We start from the raw sequence: 16,292 nt of genomic DNA, 5'->3' as shown, positions 1-16,292 counted from the left end.
TCCTTCCGAACCAATCTACCTAAAATCTTCTTGTCGGCTATCGTGATTTTTTGATACTCTCCCCGCAATTACTTCAAAGGATTTCCCTCCTACATAGCCTCCAATCATGATTTTAATTATCTGCCACATATCAGGTGGTATCTTAAGCATTACTTTGACATTAAAAAATGCTTCTGTATATGGAGCAATAATATAATTATTTGCTATGATAAAAGTAAAGACTAAGGCAGTGATTGGTCGCCAATTACTGGTAAGGAAGTGTTCTGACTTTGCTTCTGTTACTAGAACATCCCTTTTGGCTTTTAGTTCTTCTTGTTGAACTTCTATCATTTGAGAAGTCAATTCATTCTTTACTTTTTCCATTTCTTTTTTTGCTCTCATTTTTTCCTCTTCGGAAGTATTAATGTCATCAATAATGTCTCCTACTGGTTTGATAGTATTAGAAACTATCTGACCAATTTTATCCCACATAATTTCACCACCTTGTTTAGTAGGGCAGGTGGAGCAACCCTGCCTATATTATTGTGTGAATATTGTTGTCGCCTGCTCCCCAATACTCCAAAATCTATACCAATTAAGAAGGTATTTGACTTAAGTTATTTTAATATAAGCTGAATTGCCTTAGATAAAACAACTACTAGACCACCAATAACTGTTACTAAAGAATCAATTAAATCAGCAGTGTGCTTTTTAGGATTGAAATAATCATAAATTTCTTTCCCTACTGCAATAACAGTAACTAAAACTAAAGTCCACATAGTTGGTATTGTTAATAATAGGCAACCAGCTGCAATGCCTACTCCAACAATAAAGTGTAATAGCTTGTCCTTTTTAATAAGTTTAAAAATCTTTCATCACCTCTTTAAATACAATTTAAAGGCTGTTTATAATACCTGGGGTAGAGTTTCTATCTTTTGATACTGTCTGCTTTTATCTCTCCACCACATTGCTTTTTTGCCAGTCTGTAAAGTTCTAATATCTAAGTGCAGACCAGGGTTATTCCAAAAAGGATAAACTCCAATACCTGTAAAAGGAAATCTAATAGCTGCTAAAAACTGTTCTTGCCAGCTAAGTGCTGGAACATATAAATCTACTGCATTACCTAAATAATGCTGACTATTAGGTGAGTGTTGACCTTGTGTTCCATAATTAATTCTGACAGGTCGCCCTAAATATTCTCGGTATTGGTCTAATAGATAAATTAAACGAGGGTTTATCTTTTCTGGGTCGCCCCAACAAATTTCGCCTAAATCATTCTTTTCGCTTTTGCGGAAATGTTGAACTTGATAAGGCTCACCTTTAAATTGGATTGTGTTCTCATCTAACCACAACATATTTTTTCACCCCCAAAAAATTAAAAAGCCTCAACGATGAATTAATCATCATTAAGGCTATGATACTACATTATTTTGTTGTAGTCTGTTGAGTAATTTCATTAATTTATTGCAATAATTCATTGTAGAATTTCAAGCACTATTTTACTCTTTTGTGAAATCAAATATATTGGTTTGGTTCTCATTCATCTGCTGTTGATGTACGATTTGTCTGACTCGTCTTTCAGAGAGGTTGTATTTACGAGCTAGCTCTTGATAGTTTTCTCCAGTAAACTCTCTAAAAATTCTTTTATCTCTCAGTGGTTGAATGGCACAATCTAATTTAGGGAAATAAATGCTACTACCTTGAAATAATATAGCTATTGTTAAGGCGGTATCTAAATCTACCTTGAGAGCAATTACTTGATATGGTTCAGGTAAATCATCTATATCAATATCTTCTTTATATTCCTTAATTAAAGTCATCAAACCCCTCCTTAGTCATTACGCTCCAACATTGCTTTTAAGCCCTCGATTACTTGGGATGCTTCTTCTTTAGTCTGTGCCCAGGGCTTTCCTATCTGCCTTCTATTAAAACCTGTTCTCCTTTCGGTTTTATGCCAGCCTAACTTATTATATAAGTCTTTAATGTATTCCTGCTGGGCAGGAGTAACTGTATTTCCAGATGTATTATTAGCTGTTTGGCTTCTTCTGGAGTTTTTGGCTGCTCTTTTTGCTGTTGATTCAAAACCCATTTTGTTAAAGCAATCAATTACTGCTTCAAATCCTTCATAATCTAAATCAACTGAGGAGTAAACCCCTGCTTCTCTAAATAATATGTCTCTGTATTCATCATCATTTAGCCCCAGTTCATTTTTAGCTACATGAATTAAGGCAATCTTTTTATTGCTTATCACTGTGCCACCTCCTTAATTAAAGGCAGCCTTAAAGACTGCCTTTATAACTGGTTATGTTACTAACTGGTCTTATAATAAAAGTTATCTGATTCTACTTTATCAATCCCAGCAGATTGAATTTCTTGGTCTGAATAATTCTTTAAAGCTCTTTTATCGACCTTTCTAACTGTCTTAACATTAATGCAATCATTCATGCCTAACTCTCTTAACCTAGCTAAAATTTCTTCTTCCTTCTCTTTAGGAACTTCTAGCCTGATTGATTTTCTATGTCCTACAGTACCAAAGTTGAGTTGTTTAGATTTACCATCAAAATCTTCTCGGTTATCAGCAACAAATTCTTCTAATTCTTCAGCTAACTTAGCAATCTTATCTTCCAGTGGTGCTAAATCCTCACCATATTCTGCTTTAGCTTCAGCAATTATTTCCTTCATTTCATTCTCGACCTTTTTCTTCTTAAATTTTAACTCTGCTAATTCCTTAAGTGTCTGATCTGCTTCTTTCCAGTCTGTAATTTCTTCTGACATGCTATCTCTCCTTTATAAATTATTTTGAGGGTCGTTTAAGAACTCTTCTAGGTCTGTGTAATTTTCTTTTAAATACTCAAATACAATCTCATTATCCACCTTGAGACACCTCCTTAAAAAGGATTGGTTTCCCTTCCTGGTGAAGATTACTTATGGAAGGGAGGGGTTTAATATGCCTTCAACTGGTGAAAAACCAGGTAAAGGAACTTATCGGTGCAAAATGTGTGGTAGATATATTAAATTAGATGATGATTCTGACACGCTACCACCATGTCCTGAATGTTCCTTTACTGAATTCAATCAATCTTAGTGGTTATGAACTCGTGGATTGAGTGTTCATCATAACCAAAGAGTTTGCCTAGTATCCAATGGTCAAATTTACTATCAGGAGTCTGCTGCAAAGTCTTGATTACTTCTAATATATGAGGGTATTTATATATCCAAAGCGTTTGCCACCCCTCATAAAGTTCCTCGTTATAGGTGAGGAGATTTTCCTGTTCTATAAACTCTTTAATCTCATCTAAATACCTATCTTGAACAGCGAGTGTTGCAGCAGGCTTCCCCCTATTGACCATGTAACAATAAGCTTCTGCTTGCCCTTTTAGAAATTGACTCATATAACCACCTTATTTTGTTTAATGTTCCTGCTCTAACTGGTCAGATACGTTCCTTAATGCTTTGAAGAATGCACGCCTGAACTCTTGATTTGCCTGTTGAGGATTCTTCTGTTCTAGCTTAGTTACTCTATCCTCTAATTGTTGTAATTTCTGTTCTACAGTGTCACTCATAGTCTAGCCTCCTATTTATTGGACTTCTTATTACCCTTCTTCTCTTTGCCCCATAACCTAACATTGCCCCGATGTTGCAAGTAATTAATCTCTTCTTTTGCCATTTGTTGCACCTCTTTTCTAATCAATTATTTTCAAAACTATGGCAGGACCTTTTATTTCGGGTTGTAACTTATTATGTGGCTCTACTGTAGCTGATTCTACACCTTCACGCTTTTTTAGTTCTTCCACTAAGTCTTTAGTTGGGATGCTCATTAGAATCTTTTCTTTTGGCAACTTTACTGCTATTGGGGGTAAATCAACTTCTACCCCTGTTATCTCTTCTTTCTCTTCTTCAATTTTAATTGCTTCTCCAGTGCTAGAACTTATAATTTCATCTGCCATCATTTTTCACCTCGCTTTCTAGCCTGTCATCATCAGGGTAGGTGGGCTAATTCCTACCGACTGGGCAGATGCCCAGTTTCGACTTAAGGTTTTTTAAACTGGTTTATAATCTTGAACTTAAGCTCTTATCTTTAAGAGGTCTGCTTTCGATTTTAAAATCTTCATCTAAAGTCTTTAAGGTATAAGAGTTATAAACTTCATATTCTGGTGCAGCAAGCCTTCCTCTATTTCTGACTAATCTTTCTTTAGTGCCATACTCAATGCCAAAGAATAAGGTACTAATTTCTCTTTTGGCTCGCTGATCTCTAATGTAAGAACAAACTTTAGTCCAGGCATCGACTATTTCTTTAGGTGGTTTATTATCTTTAGTCACTGCTATCACTTCCAAAACCTTTAGCCAAAGGACTTATGCCTGTAATCTCATAACCATTTTTCTTAATTCTCCTGATTAGTAGCTGATTGTTGGTTCTTAGTAGCTTGCTTAAGAGATTCATTAGCACTCACCCCTTTAAATGCTCTAATAAGAGCTTGTGCCATATTTCTAGCAGCAGTTGCTAGGGAATTAAATAGAGGTTGAAATATCTGGCGGTACTGTAATTTAGTCTTTAATAGGATTAGTTTCTTATGTTCTGTTGGTTGTTTACTCTTTAGAGCTTCTCCAATAGTCATCATTAGTAACGCCTCCTTATTGGTTGTTAATTAAGATGTCTTTAAGAACATAAACTGTCTGTTTAAAAGCAACAACTCTACCTAAATAACGACTTTTTAAAAGTTCATCAGTGGTTGTTTCGCTCTTTTTGGAGTACCGTTCAGAAGCTTGCTGTAAGTGGCAGATTAAATTGCTTAGTTCGGCAAAGATTCGAGCCTGCTGACTGGTTTGTAATAGAGCAAAGAGTAAGAAACCTAAGCTACCTCCTGTAATCATACCTGCTAAAAATTTAAGCATCTTTGACCTCCTTTCATGGAAGGGCAACTAAAAGTTGCCCTTTTAATTATCCCTGTAAGATTCTTTCTGCTTGTTTAAAGTGGTCAATTTCGATAGAAGTTCCTTTGTTGTAGGCTAATGTCATGGCTAGAACTAGGTGCTTGACCATGTATCTAAACCCCCCGTAATCATTAGCCTTTTTTTCTAAAAAATCAATCATCTCGTCAGCAGGTTCTAAGACACATTCTTGAGCTATTTTTTTAATATCTTTGCGGCTTTTTTCTCCTGAAATTCTGCGTTTGATTCCAATGCGACTAAAGAACTGGGCGAATTCTGCTCGCTTATCTCTCATTTCATCTAATACTAGTGGGTTACCAGCTAAGACAAGTGAGATTCTTGCTCCATCATAGATTGCTCGAACTGTTTCTAGAGAACTGTAAGTAAGATGCTGGGCTTCATCAATGATAATCATTGTACCACTATCAGTTAGATGGTCGATTAAGGCTCTTTGCTTAACTGCTAATTTACCTGATTCTTTCTTTCCTAGAGCATGTAATAGCTCGTCCAATAGTGAATTAGGAGACCGCAAAGCTGGAGAAGCACTAATAAAGACTACATTATGATTTTCTTTGCTGTATTTCTTTAGGGTCATACTCTTACCAATGCCTGGGTCACCAACAATTACACCAATATCATCATTTAGACGGCAGAAACTAAGAACTGTTTTAATCTCTTGGGCTATCTCGGTATCAACAAAGCCTGGTTTCTTAGGAGTATCAAGCTTCTGCTGTTGAAGGTTCATGTACTTCTTGACCTTATCGCAGATATTTGATATACTTCCTTTATAAGTTCCGCTAAGGAACTGGCTTAGTGCTGAACCAGATATTCCAATTTCACGAGCCACCTGGCTTTGTGATTTGTTGCTCTCTTCAATGTAGCGGGAGAGAGCTTGTTTAACTTTTTTTACATCGGAGCCTCCTTGAGGCTCTTTTTTAATTTGCTTAGCATTTTTCATGGTTATCATCCTCCGTTTTAGTTTTTAGATTAACTTCAATTACATTCTGATTAACGCCAATCTTGATTAGATACTTAGTAAATCCCTGCTTAGTAAAATCAATTCTTTCAATCTGCTTAATATCTTTAACTCTTAACTCCCCAGTAGGTTCTGTAAATCCTAATTGCTTATCAGATTGCTCTTCGATCTTATCCAGCAACCTAATAACTTCTTCTAATTTGATACGCTTAAAGGCAATTCCTGAAATGCGACCTCCATCAAAATCCTGTTTAACATAATCAATCTTGGGTTCTTCCTTTCTATCAGGGAGGAGTAATTTTAAGTAACTATTTACACCCTGTTTTAACTGGTTGAAGGTGGGTTCTTTAATCTGATAGTCCCCATCTTTAATAACCTCTGCTAGTAATTCAATCCTGCCAGCTAATTCTGTTCTATCATTCATCATTCTACTAGGCATTTTATCCCTCCTTAAAAGGTGATTAAGCAAAGTTTAAAAGCTGTTTAAATTTATTTAGCTACCTTTTTAGACTGTTGGTTTTGCTTTAACTGGTCTCTAAAATGAGGGTCGTTATAAACTATTTCTTTATACATGGCTGCTAAGTTATTATCTAGCCTATCAATAGTTCTATCGCTTAAGTTGGTCTGCTCAATAACATCCTGCAAGAATTTGATTCTAGCTACTAAATCTTTCTTGCGTAGTCCACTAGCTACTTTTAAATCTGACATATTAACACCACCTCTTTAATGTTGAATGATTGATTCTAAAGTAATAGGGTCAATGCTGATTGTTGCAGTAGTATAGTTCCACTCTCCAGTAAGTTTAGTTCCACACTCAGGACAATCTTCTAGACGAAACCCTGGAAAGACTGTAACTAAGTGATTGCAATTGCTACAAAACTGCTCTAAAACTGAGACTTCTAACTGGCTGTGTTTTCTCACTGGCTCACCTCCTTTCAAAAGGTTTTTCTACCCTTCCTGCTGAATATTAAAAAAACAGGAAGGGGTGATTACATATGGATAATGATAAGCAAATTAATCTAGATGATATAAAGAAAGAGATTATTGAAGAGTTTGAAACTAATCATCTAGATAAATTCACTGGTGTAAATAAGGAAATTATTAGTACTTTAATTCTTCTTTCTGCTAATGTTTCTAAAAGATTCATTGAAGAGTATCTTAAAGAATCAAATAATCAGTAAATCACTTGTCTAGTTCTTTAGATAGTTGTCTTAAAGCCTGTACAAGTGATTGGTTTTCTTCTTTACTTGGCTGTTCTAGAATTCGCCCTTCTAGTTCAGCCATTCTCTTTTCTAATTTACTTACTCTTTCCTTTAGAGCAATAAAGTCTTTATCATTGGACATTTATCTGCACCTCCTTTTAGCCTGTCATCATCAGGGCAGGTGGGCTAATTCCTACCAACTGGGCATTAGCCCAGTTTCGACTAGTTTAAAAATCACCCATAGCATCTTGTAGGTCTTTTAAGTCTTTTTTGCGTTGTTCTTCTTCATCAACTGGTTGTTGCTGCTGGTTCTCAAATAGCTGATGAACTTCGCTCATAACCTGTTTGCGTTCCTGATCAGGAAGGTCTTGGGTCTGTTCTTCTAGCTTTTTAAGTGATTCTCTGATGTCTGTTTTGTGCATACGAACTACATTAGGAGAATCAAGTGCTTCTTGTCTAGCTCTTTCTTGGTTCTCTTTTCGCTTAGCTTCAAGATAATCTTCCATTGTAAATTCTTTGGATTGAGAGATATATTCTTCATCTTCTTTAACTTTATTTCTGATGTTATTACGCTTACGCTTGAAGTCTTTCATTGACTGTTCATCAATGCCTACAAATTTGTTTTGCTGAACTAGTTGAGCGGTACATAGGAACTTATCATCTAAATCACAGATATAGACTTGGGATAGGTCTTCGGGGTCATATCTAACTTGTACTTTTTGACCGCTGGTAGTGATTTCTTTTAGTTCATCACTATAATAGTTAAGACCATCCATCTTGATACCATTACGACCAACCACTCTAGTTCCTTTAACCTTAGTTAGTAAGAAGGTTAGTTCTCGTTCACTTACTTTTCTAACTTCATTAATGTTTTCTTTCCAAACTGTATGTGGTGTTTTACCTTTCATACCTTTACCATTTTGAGGTGTTTCGTGATAGACTACTTCTAACCAGCTTGAAAAGATGTCTTGTAATTCTTCGATGGTAATGAGCTTGTCCTTGTTATTGAGTACTTCTTGTAATTGCTCTGGAGCATTGGAAGGACAATTACCACGATAACTAGGGAACATCTTGTCAAAATGATTGTGGAAGTCCTGAAATTTACGCTCAATTGGTTTTGCTCTGGCATTATAAGGGTTGGAGAAATGGGGCTGAACATCAAGAATCTCTAGCATTGATGTTGCTTTCCACTCCTCAACTTCTATCTGTTGTTTACTGCTGTTGATTCGCCCACCTGCAAATTGATAGGCTCTGTAATCTTTACCATTATCAATATAAACATGGTCTGGAATTCCATAATCTTTACAGGCATCTGCAAAGCTGTGCATGATGGTGTTTAGATTAGGGCTAAAAGATAACCTGTAACCAACAAAGGTTCGAGAACGCATGTCCATCCAAGCAGTAAGAATAGCTCGTTTAGGATTTCCTTCTTCATCAAGAACGAAGAAGTCGCATTGACTGTGGTCTCCAACAAATATTTCATTGCTTTCTAATCCTGCTATATCACGTTCAATGTAAGGTTCGATTTTATCTTTTAGTGCCTTGTCGCCTTCTCTTAAGGCTACACGAGTGGCTGGGTCAATGTATTTTTTAACATATCTTCTAAAGCTTCTGACTGTTGGAATCTTGCCCCAACCCTCTTGTTTTGCCATTGTTTTAGTAATTCGATGGCAGAAGGCAACACTTCTTTGTTGCTGAGTAAGATATAAATTTAAGAAGAACTTCCAGGCTTCTTCATTAACTGCTGGAGGACATCTTCTATCTCCTTGTTGATTTTCACTTAAGGTTCGTTCGTCCATTAAACCAGTAATGCCTTCTTCTCTAAGATTCTTGCTCCAATTGTAGTAACTACCTGTAGAGAAAGGCATATCAGGATGCATTGCTTTGACTACTTGAACAGCTTGTTTGATGGCTTCGGTTTTGCCTAGCTCTTCTTTGAGTTCGGCAATAATTTCATCTGCCTTTTCAATCATCTTCTTTTTGATAACTGCTTCTTCTCTAGCTTGACCTGAAAACTGGTCAATGGTATGTTTTCTGACTATCCCTGTATCTGCATTTTCTCGCTGCCAGTACTTGACTTGTGCCTGCCAGGGTAAGCTCATAACATTGATTCTAAGAACTTTGCCTCCTCGACCTCGCCCTTCCTGGTACTGAATATCATATTTGCCTTCCTTAGCATTTTTTTGGATAGTCCGTTCGCTAGTACCACATAATTTAGCAGCTTCTTTAGTGCTAACGTACACATTCTCACCCCGCTTCCAAAATTGAATTAAATTTACTAGTTTGATATACTAAAATAAAGGTATAAATTTGTTGAGAGTAGAGGTAGCCGCCTCTGCTCTTTTTTTGTTGATAAATAATTATCCAATAGTAGCAATATACTCACACTGACCATCCTTTGTTTGCTCAAGACTGCCTGCAATAATAGTAGATGTTGGTTCATCAAGGCAGATACGTTCTTTAAAATCCTTAATAGCTTGAGCCTTAGTCTGGCAGTAATGACCATAATAAAGTGCTTCGTTGCCTTGCCCATCTTGTCCAACAAACCAAGTTGCAAATTCATCTTTAGCAGGTAGATAGGCAAGAATATAATTGTCACCATTGTGGTCAGAACCACGACAAATAACTTTTCTTTTCATTTTGCAAACCTCCTTAAAAAAAGAATAAACACACTATAATAGGGTAAATATAAGAGTAAAAATATTAACCTACATTTTCAACTTTGCATTCTGTAAAGTTAGTGGGTAAAAAAATTTCATCAGGTGTCTTATCAAGTATTTTGGCTATTTCTAATGCCATTTTTAGTTTCATAGGGCGTTTTCCATTTTCTAATAAACAATAATAGCTTTCTGAAATACCTAACTTTTCAGCCATCTGTTTTTGGGTTAAGTCTGCATCTTTTCTAAACTCAGCAAACTTAATCTTTATAGATTCATTCATTTGAACAGCCCTCCTTCTTTGCATATTGTAAAGTGATTACACTATATATTATAGGGCTAACTTTACAATATGTCAAGAAAAACTTTTCAATTTGCAAGATATTTTTTAACGTGTTGTAACTTTACAAATAGTAAAGTATAATATTTATGAGGTGAGTACGATATGGGAATAGGCAAACAATTAAGGAAGTTACGAAAAGAAGAAAACTTGACTCAAGCCCAACTAGGCAAGAAATTAAACCTAGGTGAGTCAACTATTTCTTTATATGAAAGTAACAAAAGAGAACCTGACTACAAAACACTCAAGAAAATTGCTGATTTCTTTAATGTTACTGCTGATTATCTGTTAGGGTTTAGCAGTAAAGAAGAACAGAAGGATAAACTAAAGGAAATAGCACCTGAAAAAACTCTTGAGTTGCTAAATCCAGAAGAAATAGATTTCCTATGGGAGATACTACACGATGACAAAAGGCAAATACTATTGCGAGAATCTAGAGGTTTAACTGATGAAGATTTAGCTAAAGCAATTGCAATGATAAAAGCGATAGTAGATGAAGAAAGGGAGAAAAGGAAAGGAGAATCCTAATCTCCCCCTTTTTCATTCTCTTATAGATGTTAAAAAAGGGGGTGAAATAGATAATGCTGAAAATAAAGAAGGCTGAAATTGTAGCAAGGAAGTTTTTGCAAAAGCATAGACTAAAAGTTCCTTTAGATATTGAACAAGTGGCTAGTCTTTTAAATATTAAAATAACTTATGGCAGTTTTGTTGGTGATGGAGCTATATTATATAAAGAAGAAGAAATTAGTGTTATTGCAGCTAACAAGGATCAAGACCCTGGGCAGCTTAGATTTAATTTGGCTCACGAGATGTCCCACTGTTTATTGAAGCATAGGGGTAAGATTTTTAGAACATATAAAGGAAAGAATAAGCCTGTTTATGAAAAATGTGCAGATGCTTGTGCCAGTGAGTTGTTGATGCCGAGGAATGAATTAAAGAGGAAGAGTTTTGAGTTGTCAGGTGATGTGCAGAAGTTAAAAGAATACTTTGTTGTTTCTGAGCAAGCAGTAGTAACAAAGATGAAAATTTTAAAGTTACCTTACACGAATACTTTTTATAAGTAGTTTTATTTTTGCCTATCTCAGAAATATTTAACTTAAATGGGTATTGTCGTTAATTGTCGAAATAAGACAAACCTTATGTAAAGAAGCCTCAATTGTAATATTATGGGTTTCGTTAATGGTTCGTTAGTCATCCTTTTTTAACGAAATTCTAAAACTAGAGTGTAAAGCAAACTTACCTCTGTTATCCCCCGCCCAAAGGACATTGGTGGTGTCAAGGAGGAGAATAACAGAGATAAATAAGTTTAACACTGATATATGACTATTTTAAGGTTTATATCATTTTTAATTCTGATTTAAAGACTATTTAAAAGCTATGTAAAGAGGGTACTATTTTTTTAATCTATCTGTCCGAAATCCTAGATTTGAGATATTTTTTCAAAGTAGTGTCTGTCTGCCTGGAGGAGTACCAGGGAGTTAATCAAGTTTGAGTATGGCAGAGTTATCTAGTCTATGCTGATGTGCGAGGTAGTGAGCAGGAGTTAATTAACCTTGTTGGTGGTAGCTGGTGGCTGATTGGGGTGAGCAGCCTGTTTGTGTGTCCTGTCCCACGTTGTCCCGCCGAATCCCACGTTGTCCCAGTCATATCTCTCTTTTTAAACTATCTTGTCCTATAACAATTTCCCCAAGTATAAGTAACTAACTCACGTTTTGGTAACTCTAAATTTGCTTCTAATACTTCTTTTTTTAAATCTTCTAGCATTTTATTCCTCCCTTCTTAATACATCTACAGTAAACCATAGATCATAAGTAAATTTATTACAAAGATTCCAAGGAACACATCTAACCCTTTAGAAAATAGAAATTATAAGATTTAAAATTTAATCCTAGAAACCTTTTGAACTAAAAATGATCTACTCACGACCTTATGATCTATGACACAAAAGTATCACTAATAATTTAATTAGTCAGTAAGTTTATAATAAATATCATTCCACTTAAGTTCTTTCTTAAAGTCTGATAATTTAGTCTCATCATCAATTAATAAACACTCTAGATCAGCTATCTCTGCAAAGTCTTGTAAGTGTTCAGCAGTTAATGATTGACTAAATCCAGCGTGATGAGCTCCACCAGCATGAATCCAAGCCGAAGCTGCAGTCTGTAGATTAGGCTTTGGTTCCCATAACACCCTTGCTACAGGTAAATTAGGTAAATCTTCTGCAGGATTTTCTACATCTAATTCATTAAGAATTAGACGGAATCTATCTCCCATATCTACTACTGAGGCATTAATTGCTGATCCACCTGCTACATCAAATATTAATCTAGCTGGATCATCTTTTCCACCAATACCTAACGGCTGTACATCTAATACTGGCTTATCATCAGCAATTGTTTCACAGACTTCTAGCATATGTGCTCCTAACACTTTTGTATCTTTTTGGTCAAGGTGATAAGTATAATGCTCCATTAAGGAAGTTCCACCTGCAAGCCCTGTATCCATTACCTTCATAGCTCTAACTAAAGCAGCCGTCTTCCAATCTCCTTCTGGGCCAAATCCATAACCATCAGCCATTAACCGTTGTACAGCTAAACCTGGTAATTGTGATAATCCATGTAAATTCTCAAAGGTTGTAGTAAAGCCTTTAAAATTACCATCCTCTAAAAATGATCTCAACCCTATCTCAATTCTAGCAGCATCTCTAAGTGACTGATGTTTTTCACCATTAGCTAAAAGTTCTTCTTTTACAATATACTCTTCTTTATATTCTTCAATTATTTCATCAAGTTCTGCTTCAGTTACATCCTCAACATACTCTACAAGATCTCCTACTGCATAACCATTTACTTCATAACCAAATTTCATCTGTGCTTCAACCTTGTCACCTTCTGTAACTGCCACTTGACGCATATTATCACCAAATCTTGCTATCTTAGCTCCTTGTGCATCAGCCCAAGCAGCAGCGGCTCGTGTCCAAGTTGCAAGTTGGTCAATAACTTCCTCATCTTCCCAGTGACCAACAATTACCTTTCTATTCTTCTTCATTCTAGAAGCAATAAAGCCAAATTCACGCCCTCCATGAGCTGATTGATTAGTATTCATAAAGTCCATATCTATTTCAGACCATGGTATTTCCCTATTAAATTGAGTGTGTAAATGCACAAATGGTTTCTGTAACGCTTTTAAACCTTCAATCCAAGTTCTAGCTGGAGAGAAAGTATGCATCCATGTAATTAGTCCTATACACTTTTTTGCTGCATTTGCTTCTAAGCATAATTGTTTAATATCTGCCGCCGTTGTTAAGACAGGTTTATGAACTACTTTAACAGGTATCTTATCTGATTTTGAGAATGAATTAACAATTTGTTGTGAATGTTCATCAACTTTTTCCAGTACCTCATCACCATATAAGTGTTGACTTCCTGTAATAAACCAAACTTCAAACTCTTTTAATTCTTTCATAATTTAACCTCCTTATATAATTTAAATCTTTCTTACTTGTTCACCTGAAGCAGCTAACATAATATCTTCTTGATTAAAATACTGCCGACTAAATTCACCAGTTAATTCTCCTTCAGAAAGTACTAATATCCTATCACTCATACCAATAATTTCAGGCATCTCAGAAGAAATCATAATAATTCCCATTCCTTGTTTAGCTAATTTAGTTATTAGGGAATATATTTTAGCTTTGGCCCCTACATCTACACCTCTAGTAGGTTCATCTAAAATTAAAATCTCAGGTTCAATTGCCAACCACTTAGAGATAGCAACCTTCTGCTGATTACCACCACTTAGTTGTTTTACCTTCTGTTTTTTAGTAGCTTTAATATCTAAATCCTCCATAAAAGAGTTAACTAACTCTTTCTCCTCTTTTACACTAGGAAACATAGTCTTACTTAGTTTCTTTAAAATTGGTAAAGTAATATTTTCACGCGTATTCATCTGCAAAACTAATCCTTCTCTTTTTCTATCCTCAGGCAGATAACCTACTCCTTGATCTACTGCATCCTCTATTCCTGATAACTCAATTTCTTTACCTTTCAAATATACCTGTCCTTCAGACATAGGATCAACACCTAAAATAGATCTCATTACTTCACTTCTTCCTGCTCCAACTAAACCAGCAAAACCTAATATCTCTCCTTCTCTAAGCTCAAAACTTATATCATCAAAAACTCCATCTCTACTTAAATTCTCAACTGTAAATATTTCTGAACCTATTTCATGTTCTTCCCATTTATAAAAGTCATCCAGTTCTCTTCCTACCATATAAGATACCAAATCATCTTTATTAACTGCATCAACTTCTTTAGTAGCAACTTTCTGTCCATCTCTTAAAACAGTTACTCGATCACATATTTCAAAAATTTCTTCTAACCTATGAGAAATATAGATTATAGTAATACCTTTTGCCTTTAATTTAGCAATAATATCAAACAATATTTTTTCTTCTTTTTTAGTTAAAGCGTCTGTGGGTTCATCCATAATTAAAATCTTAGAATCATAAGATAAAGCCTTGGCAATTTCGACCATTTGCTGATAGGCTACAGTCAAGTTTTTCACTTTAACACCTGAGTCAAGATCTAAATTATACTCTGATAATAAATCTTCTGTTCTCTGCTTAAGTAATTTCTTATCTATTAAGGAGCCATTAGTTGGCTCTCTACCTATAAAGATATTTTCTGCTACTGTTAGATTATCAAATAGATTAAATTCTTGGTGAATAATACTTATACCCTTTTCTTGAGCCGACATTACTCCATCAAATTTAACTTTATTACCATTATAAATAATATCTCCTTCACTAGGCTCATGGACTCCAGATAAAATCTTCATTAGTGTACTTTTACCTGCTCCATTTTCTCCTACTAAGCCATGCACTTCTCCTTCTTTTATTTCAAAACAGACATTATCTAATGCTTTAACACCTGGAAAAAACTTACTAATGTTCTCTGCTTTTAATATCCCCATATATATCAACTCCTAATAAAATATAAAATCAACTTTATAATTATCTCAATAATATTAATATAATAAGGGGCAATCAAATTTAATTATCCTCTTATCTAGTCTTATAAATAATTGTTGCCCCAAAATTACTAATTTAGTCTTTATAGGAATTAATATTGTCTTTGGTAACTACTTCAACACCTGTATCTTTATACTTAGGCACTTCCTTGCCTTTAGATAACTTTAATAATTGTTTAACGGATTGATATCCCATTAGATCAGGTCGCTGAGCAATAGTAGCATATACTGTTCCTTCACGAATATAATCTAACGTTTGAGGCATGTCATCAAATCCAATAATAGTAACTTCATCTGTTAGACCTTTAGTTTTTACTGCTTGGGCTGCTGCTGGTGCTCCAGTAGCACTACAAGCAAAGATACCATCTAAATCATAAGCTTGTAATAAAGCTTCAGCTTGACTAAGAGCTAATGACATATCATCTTGATTAGCTTCTACTTTAACTACTTCAACATCTGTACCTTTTAATGCCTCTTTAAATCCTGCGATTCTAGATTGTAAATTCTGAGCCCCTAATTGGCCAGTCATAATTGCTACTTTTCCTTTACCATTTAACTTTTTAACCATTGCTGCTCCAGCTTTTCCTCCAGCCTTTTTATTTCCTGTTCCTATATAAGAAATTCGCTTACTCTCTGGAGCATCAGCATCAAAAGTTATAACTGGAATATCCCGATCCATAGCTCTTTCAATAACTGATTTTATTGCAGTAGCATCTACAGGTGAAACTGCTATCCCATCTACTCCTTGAACTATTAAGTTTTCAATAGTTGATACTTGTCGAGCAGCATCTGCTTTCTGAGGGCCAACAAAACGAACATCAACTCCCAGTTCTTTACCAGCCTTATTAGCACCATCAGCACTTGCTTTAAAATATGGATGGGTGATTAATTTAGGGACAACTGCAAAAGTTTTCTGTTGCTCCTCATTCTTATCTTCACCAAAAATCCACCAAGCTTCTGCTTTACTACTGATAAATGATACGCAACCGACTGCTAAAACTAAGACCAAAGCTATTGCTATAGACTTTTTATTAAACATTTTAATCCCCCTTTAATATTATTAGTTAGTACCTTACCACCTGAATTATAAAGACTAGCAAACTAATATCTGTTATATACTAGCTTTTATCACCTCCTAAAAATATTTATTAATTATTAAATCAACTTCTATAACT

General features: G+C 35.1%; 27 protein-coding genes and 1 pseudogene. 4 read left to right on the top strand and 24 right to left on the bottom strand.

Annotation, left to right across the window (positions count from 1 at the left end; genetic code table 11):
• Positions 1 to 15: 15 nt before the first annotated feature.
• From ACYQ39_RS12030 to ACYQ39_RS12005, 6 genes are all read right to left on the bottom strand, one after another.
• The gene (locus ACYQ39_RS12030) at positions 16 to 471 is read right to left on the bottom strand and encodes a 3TM-type holin (protein WP_459843410.1); all 456 of its coding nucleotides are present in this window, start codon (positions 469 to 471) and stop codon (positions 16 to 18) included.
• A 125-nt stretch (positions 472 to 596) separates the two neighbouring features.
• Positions 597 to 758 carry a hypothetical protein gene (locus ACYQ39_RS12025; protein WP_459843408.1) on the bottom strand — a complete coding sequence of 54 codons (162 nt, stop codon included), beginning with the start codon at positions 756 to 758 and terminating at the stop codon, positions 597 to 599.
• Between the two features lie 126 nt (positions 759 to 884).
• The gene (locus ACYQ39_RS12020; RefSeq protein WP_459843405.1) at positions 885 to 1,334 is read right to left on the bottom strand and encodes a hypothetical protein; all 450 of its coding nucleotides are present in this window, start codon (positions 1,332 to 1,334) and stop codon (positions 885 to 887) included.
• Between the two features lie 144 nt (positions 1,335 to 1,478).
• Positions 1,479 to 1,799: a Mor transcription activator family protein gene (locus ACYQ39_RS12015; protein WP_459843403.1), complete on the bottom strand. Its 321-nt coding sequence runs from the start codon at positions 1,797 to 1,799 to the stop codon at positions 1,479 to 1,481.
• Between the two features lie 11 nt (positions 1,800 to 1,810).
• Positions 1,811 to 2,230: a regulatory protein GemA gene (locus ACYQ39_RS12010; protein ID WP_459843400.1), complete on the bottom strand. Its 420-nt coding sequence runs from the start codon at positions 2,228 to 2,230 to the stop codon at positions 1,811 to 1,813.
• Between the two features lie 59 nt (positions 2,231 to 2,289).
• The gene (locus tag ACYQ39_RS12005) at positions 2,290 to 2,754 is read right to left on the bottom strand and encodes a host-nuclease inhibitor Gam family protein (RefSeq protein ID WP_459843397.1); all 465 of its coding nucleotides are present in this window, start codon (positions 2,752 to 2,754) and stop codon (positions 2,290 to 2,292) included.
• Positions 2,755 to 2,926: 172 nt separating this feature from the next.
• Here ACYQ39_RS12005 and ACYQ39_RS12000 point away from each other — a divergent pair, with 172 nt between their 5' ends.
• Entirely contained in the window at positions 2,927 to 3,064 is a 138-nt protein-coding gene (locus ACYQ39_RS12000; protein WP_459843394.1) for a zinc ribbon-containing protein, read from the top strand.
• Here the strand turns inward: ACYQ39_RS12000 and ACYQ39_RS11995 are convergent.
• The 10 genes from ACYQ39_RS11995 to ACYQ39_RS11950 all read right to left on the bottom strand — a co-directional run bounded on the left by ACYQ39_RS11995 (position 3,051) and on the right by ACYQ39_RS11950 (position 6,805).
• Positions 3,051 to 3,371: a hypothetical protein gene (locus ACYQ39_RS11995; RefSeq protein ID WP_459843391.1), complete on the bottom strand. Its 321-nt coding sequence runs from the start codon at positions 3,369 to 3,371 to the stop codon at positions 3,051 to 3,053. The two genes, ACYQ39_RS12000 and ACYQ39_RS11995, sit on opposite strands and share 14 nt — an antisense overlap.
• A gap of 18 nt (positions 3,372 to 3,389) precedes the next feature.
• Positions 3,390 to 3,542: a hypothetical protein gene (locus ACYQ39_RS11990; protein ID WP_459843389.1), complete on the bottom strand. Its 153-nt coding sequence runs from the start codon at positions 3,540 to 3,542 to the stop codon at positions 3,390 to 3,392.
• 120 nt (positions 3,543 to 3,662) lie between these two features.
• Positions 3,663 to 3,926: a BC1881 family protein gene (locus tag ACYQ39_RS11985; protein ID WP_459843386.1), complete on the bottom strand. Its 264-nt coding sequence runs from the start codon at positions 3,924 to 3,926 to the stop codon at positions 3,663 to 3,665.
• Positions 3,927 to 4,029: 103 nt separating this feature from the next.
• Positions 4,030 to 4,299, bottom strand: a complete 270-nt coding sequence (locus ACYQ39_RS11980; RefSeq protein ID WP_459843383.1) for a hypothetical protein — start codon at positions 4,297 to 4,299, stop codon at positions 4,030 to 4,032.
• 62 nt (positions 4,300 to 4,361) lie between these two features.
• Complete coding sequence (locus ACYQ39_RS11975; protein WP_459843381.1) at positions 4,362 to 4,598, bottom strand: hypothetical protein; 237 nt, start codon at positions 4,596 to 4,598, stop codon at positions 4,362 to 4,364.
• Positions 4,599 to 4,611: 13 nt separating this feature from the next.
• Positions 4,612 to 4,872, bottom strand: coding sequence for a hypothetical protein (locus ACYQ39_RS11970; protein ID WP_459843379.1), 261 nt, complete (start codon positions 4,870 to 4,872; stop codon positions 4,612 to 4,614).
• Positions 4,873 to 4,918: 46 nt separating this feature from the next.
• Complete coding sequence (locus ACYQ39_RS11965) at positions 4,919 to 5,866, bottom strand: AAA family ATPase (protein ID WP_459843376.1); 948 nt, start codon at positions 5,864 to 5,866, stop codon at positions 4,919 to 4,921.
• Positions 5,853 to 6,323: a hypothetical protein gene (locus tag ACYQ39_RS11960; RefSeq protein ID WP_459843373.1), complete on the bottom strand. Its 471-nt coding sequence runs from the start codon at positions 6,321 to 6,323 to the stop codon at positions 5,853 to 5,855. The genes ACYQ39_RS11965 and ACYQ39_RS11960 overlap by 14 nt, the downstream gene beginning before the upstream one ends.
• Positions 6,324 to 6,373: 50 nt before the next feature.
• On the bottom strand, positions 6,374 to 6,592 hold the full coding sequence (locus tag ACYQ39_RS11955; protein ID WP_459843371.1) for a hypothetical protein: 219 nt from the start codon (positions 6,590 to 6,592) through the stop codon (positions 6,374 to 6,376).
• Between the two features lie 15 nt (positions 6,593 to 6,607).
• Positions 6,608 to 6,805, bottom strand: coding sequence for a hypothetical protein (locus ACYQ39_RS11950; RefSeq protein ID WP_459843368.1), 198 nt, complete (start codon positions 6,803 to 6,805; stop codon positions 6,608 to 6,610).
• 74 nt (positions 6,806 to 6,879) lie between these two features.
• On the opposite strand from ACYQ39_RS11950, the gene ACYQ39_RS11945 reads away from it, so the two are divergent.
• Positions 6,880 to 7,065, top strand: a complete 186-nt coding sequence (locus ACYQ39_RS11945) for a hypothetical protein (RefSeq protein ID WP_459843365.1) — start codon at positions 6,880 to 6,882, stop codon at positions 7,063 to 7,065.
• Between the two features lies 1 nt (position 7,066).
• Here ACYQ39_RS11945 and ACYQ39_RS11940 read toward each other — a convergent pair whose 3' ends face one another.
• The 4 genes from ACYQ39_RS11940 to ACYQ39_RS11925 form a co-directional block, all read right to left on the bottom strand.
• Positions 7,067 to 7,228, bottom strand: coding sequence for a hypothetical protein (locus tag ACYQ39_RS11940; protein WP_459843362.1), 162 nt, complete (start codon positions 7,226 to 7,228; stop codon positions 7,067 to 7,069).
• A gap of 85 nt (positions 7,229 to 7,313) precedes the next feature.
• Entirely contained in the window at positions 7,314 to 9,329 is a 2,016-nt protein-coding gene (locus tag ACYQ39_RS11935) for a Mu transposase C-terminal domain-containing protein (protein ID WP_459843360.1), read from the bottom strand.
• Positions 9,330 to 9,446: 117 nt separating this feature from the next.
• Positions 9,447 to 9,725 carry a hypothetical protein gene (locus ACYQ39_RS11930; RefSeq protein WP_459843358.1) on the bottom strand — a complete coding sequence of 93 codons (279 nt, stop codon included), beginning with the start codon at positions 9,723 to 9,725 and terminating at the stop codon, positions 9,447 to 9,449.
• Between the two features lie 64 nt (positions 9,726 to 9,789).
• The gene (locus ACYQ39_RS11925) at positions 9,790 to 10,026 is read right to left on the bottom strand and encodes a helix-turn-helix transcriptional regulator (protein ID WP_459843355.1); all 237 of its coding nucleotides are present in this window, start codon (positions 10,024 to 10,026) and stop codon (positions 9,790 to 9,792) included.
• A 162-nt stretch (positions 10,027 to 10,188) separates the two neighbouring features.
• Between ACYQ39_RS11925 and ACYQ39_RS11920 the strand changes: the two genes are divergently transcribed.
• Positions 10,189 to 10,611 carry a helix-turn-helix domain-containing protein gene (locus ACYQ39_RS11920; RefSeq protein WP_459843352.1) on the top strand — a complete coding sequence of 141 codons (423 nt, stop codon included), beginning with the start codon at positions 10,189 to 10,191 and terminating at the stop codon, positions 10,609 to 10,611.
• 53 nt (positions 10,612 to 10,664) lie between these two features.
• A complete protein-coding gene (locus ACYQ39_RS11915) occupies positions 10,665 to 11,147 on the top strand; it encodes an ImmA/IrrE family metallo-endopeptidase (RefSeq protein ID WP_459843349.1) in 483 nt (160 codons plus the stop codon).
• Positions 11,148 to 11,763: 616 nt separating this feature from the next.
• On the opposite strand, the pseudogene araD reads toward ACYQ39_RS11915, so the two are convergent.
• The 4 genes and pseudogenes from araD to ACYQ39_RS11895 all read right to left on the bottom strand — a co-directional run.
• Positions 11,764 to 11,847: pseudogene (gene araD, locus ACYQ39_RS11910) on the bottom strand (L-ribulose-5-phosphate 4-epimerase); the annotation flags it as partial.
• A 201-nt stretch (positions 11,848 to 12,048) separates the two neighbouring features.
• A complete protein-coding gene (gene araA / locus ACYQ39_RS11905; protein ID WP_459843346.1) occupies positions 12,049 to 13,548 on the bottom strand; it encodes an L-arabinose isomerase in 1,500 nt (499 codons plus the stop codon).
• Between the two features lie 21 nt (positions 13,549 to 13,569).
• Positions 13,570 to 15,060 carry a sugar ABC transporter ATP-binding protein gene (locus ACYQ39_RS11900; RefSeq protein WP_459843343.1) on the bottom strand — a complete coding sequence of 497 codons (1,491 nt, stop codon included), beginning with the start codon at positions 15,058 to 15,060 and terminating at the stop codon, positions 13,570 to 13,572.
• A gap of 133 nt (positions 15,061 to 15,193) precedes the next feature.
• The gene (locus ACYQ39_RS11895; protein WP_459843340.1) at positions 15,194 to 16,156 is read right to left on the bottom strand and encodes a sugar-binding protein; all 963 of its coding nucleotides are present in this window, start codon (positions 16,154 to 16,156) and stop codon (positions 15,194 to 15,196) included.
• Between the last annotated feature and the right edge of the window lie 136 nt (positions 16,157 to 16,292).

The sequence above is a fragment of the Halanaerocella petrolearia genome (assembly GCF_054657875.1).
This window is presented reverse-complemented; position numbering and strand designations above follow the sequence as displayed.